Raw genomic sequence first — 2,845 nt, 5'->3', positions numbered from 1 at the left:
GGGGCGGCTCAGCGCAGCGGCGGCATGGCGTCGCGGACCTCGGTGAGCAGGCGGCGCATGGCCGCCTCGGCCTCGGCCGGTTCGCCGGCGGCGACCGCGTGCGCGACCCTCTCGTGCAGGTCCAGGGCCTCGGGCACCGGGTGGTGGGGCATCAGGCCCAGCTGGGTACGGCCGCGCAACACGGCTTCCACCACGTCGGTGAGCGCCACGAACATCTCGTTGCCGCTGGCCCGCAGCAGCAGCGCGTGCAGCTCGACGTCCAGGTCCATGAACGGGTCGAGCCGGCCGTCCTCACCGTGGGCCCGCATCTCGGCGGCGAGCCGGACCAGTCGCTCACGCTGACCGGGGGACGCGTGCCGGGCCGCGGACGCCGCCGCCAGAGGCTCGACGGCGATGCGCAGTTCGGTGAGGGAGCGCAACTGGGCGTCGCGGCCTGGGCCGGCCAGCCGCCACCAGATGACCCGCGGGTCGTACACGTGCCAGGACGAGGCGGGCTGCACGGTGATCCCGACGCGGCGCCGGGAGACGACCAGCCCCTTGGACTCAAGAAAGCGCATGGTCTCGCGGGCGACGGTGCGGGAGACGCCGAAGCGTTCCTGGATGCCGTCCAGCGTCAGTGCGTGACCCTCGGCCAGGACACCGCAGACGATCTCCATGCCGATGGTCTCCGACACGGAGTGGTGCAGGGAGTCGGTGCCGTTCCGTGCCTGGTCGTCGCTCCGTATCGCCACCTGGAAAGCGTAGCCCGTCGCCTGTCCCTTCCCCGCTCGACGTAATGGTGTTACCTTTCCGCCTCATTGGTAATACCTTTCGATGAGGAGGGGTCGTGACACCGACCGTCCTGGTGGTGATGGGGGTCTCGGGCGCGGGCAAGAGCACCATCGCCCGGCTGCTCGCCGACCGCCTCGGCTGGGAGGCGGACGAGGCCGACGCGTTCCACCCGCAGGCCAACATCGACAAGATGGCGGCCGGCGTCCCGCTCACGGACAGCGACCGCTTCCCCTGGCTGCGGCTCATCCGCGACCGGATCAGCGCCCGCACCGCCGCCGGGCACTCGACGGTGGTCAGCTGCTCGGCACTCAAACGGTCCTACCGGGACCTGCTCGGCGAGGCCGACGGCCGCGTACGGTTCGTCCACCTCGACGGCTCCGCCCGGCTGATCGCAGACCGGCTGCACCTGCGCACCGGGCACTTCATGCCGCGGTCCCTGCTCGAGTCCCAGTTCCGCGACCTGGAACCCCTGGCGCCCGACGAGGACGGCGTCACCGTCGCCCTCGACAGGTCCCCGGACGACATCACCACGGCGGCGCTGGAAGCCCTGGGGCTGGGCTGACCCCCTCGTCGGCCACGAGGTCCCCGAAGCACCCGCCACAAGGTCCCCGAAAGCAACGGAGCTTTTCCCATGGACACCACTGACGAGTGGACGCAGACGCTCGGCGCCGGACCGCTGCTCGGCATCGCAGCCGTCGCCATCGCACTGCTGCTCTTCCTGATCATCAAACTGCGGGTGCACGCCCTGCTCGCCCTGGTCACGATCAGCCTGCTCACCGCCTTCGCCGCAGGCATCCCCGCCAACCAGGTCGTCGACACCCTCATCCAGGGGTTCGGCAGCACCCTGGGCGGTGTCGCCCTGCTGGTCGGCCTGGGCGCCATCCTCGGCCGGCTGGTCGAGGTCAGCGGCGGCGCGCAGGCGCTCGCCGACTCGTTGATCCGCCGCTTCGGGGAACAGCGGGCACCGCTCGCACTGGGAGTGGCCTCCCTGCTGTTCGGCTTCCCCATCTTCTTCGACGCCGGCCTCGTGGTGATGCTGCCCATCGTGTTCACCGTGGCGCGGCGACTGGGCGGCGGAGTGCTCCGCTACGGCCTCCCTGTGGCCGGTGCCTTCTCCGTCATGCACATCTTCGTACCGCCGCACCCGGGTCCGGTCGCGGCGTCCGAACTGCTCGGCGCCGAGGTCGGCATCGTCGTCCTGCTCGGCCTGCTCGTCGCCATCCCCACCTGGTACGTGACCAGCTACCTCTTCGGCCTCTGGGTGGGGAAGCGCATCGTGCTCCCGGTCCCCGACATCCTGACCGGCGGCCCGAAGGCCGAGCACGACGAGGACCCGCCGCGCCCCGGCACGGTGATCGCCCTGCTGCTGCTCCCGCTGCTCCTGATCTTCGCCAACACCGGCCTCGACACCGCCCGGGCGCTGGGCTGGGCCGACGGTGACGCCGGCTGGTTCCAGGTCGGACGGGCCCTAGGTGCCACCCCCATCGCGCTGCTGGTCGCCGTCTTCGTCGCCAGCTACGTGCTCGGCATCCGACGCGGGCGCGGCAGCGACGTCGTCGAGAAGCTGACCGACTCCGCCCTCGGCCCGGTCGCGGCGATCATCCTGATCACAGGGGCGGGCGGCATGTTCGGCGGCGTGCTGCGGGCCAGCGGCATCGGTGACGCGCTGTCCGACACCCTCTCCGACCTGGGCCTGCCCGTCGTGGTCGCCGCCTACCTCATCGCCACCGCGCTGCGCATCGCCCAGGGATCCGCCACCGTGGCGCTGACCACGGCGGCCGGACTGCTCCAGCCGGTGGTGACGGCCGGCGACTTCAACGCCGTCGAGGTGGCTGCCATCGTGCTGTCGCTGGCCGCGGGTTCCGTCACGGCGAGCCACGTCAACGACTCCGGCTTCTGGCTGGTCGGGCGGTTCCTGGGCATGGACGTCAAGACGACACTGATGACCTGGACGGTCATGCAGACGGCCATCGGCCTGATGGGTTTCGCCATGGCCACGGCCGTCTACGCCGTCGCCTGACCAGGACGCCGCTCGACCGGGTCGCTGCCGGGCCAGTCCCGGCCCGGCAGCGAC

The 2,845-nt window shown here is 71.5% G+C and carries 3 protein-coding genes; 2 read left to right on the top strand and 1 reads right to left on the bottom strand.

Annotated features, from left to right (window positions below):
- Window positions 1-8: 8 nt before the first annotated feature.
- On the bottom strand, window positions 9-731 hold the full coding sequence (locus tag ACYVE9_RS21575) for a FadR/GntR family transcriptional regulator (RefSeq protein WP_461029544.1): 723 nt from the start codon (window positions 729-731) through the stop codon (window positions 9-11).
- Window positions 732-850: 119 nt separating this feature from the next.
- Between ACYVE9_RS21575 and ACYVE9_RS21570 the strand changes: the two genes are divergently transcribed.
- Both ACYVE9_RS21570 and ACYVE9_RS21565 read left to right on the top strand, forming a co-directional pair.
- The gene (locus tag ACYVE9_RS21570; RefSeq protein WP_461029545.1) at window positions 851-1,333 is read left to right on the top strand and encodes a gluconokinase; all 483 of its coding nucleotides are present in this window, start codon (window positions 851-853) and stop codon (window positions 1,331-1,333) included.
- 69 nt (window positions 1,334-1,402) lie between these two features.
- Window positions 1,403-2,791, top strand: a complete 1,389-nt coding sequence (locus tag ACYVE9_RS21565) for a GntP family permease (protein WP_461029543.1) — start codon at window positions 1,403-1,405, stop codon at window positions 2,789-2,791.
- Window positions 2,792-2,845: the final 54 nt, after the last annotated feature.

This window comes from Streptomyces sparsus, from assembly GCF_054776295.1.
This window is presented reverse-complemented; position numbering and strand designations above follow the sequence as displayed.

Excerpts from the sequence above, each read along its gene's own strand:
- ACYVE9_RS21570 (WP_461029545.1), top strand. The coding sequence starts at position 851 with ATGGGGGTCTCGGGCGCGGGCAAGAGCACCATCGCCCGGCTGCTCGCC.
- ACYVE9_RS21565 (WP_461029543.1), top strand. The coding sequence starts at position 1,403 with ATGGACACCACTGACGAGTGGACGCAGACGCTCGGCGCCGGACCGCTG.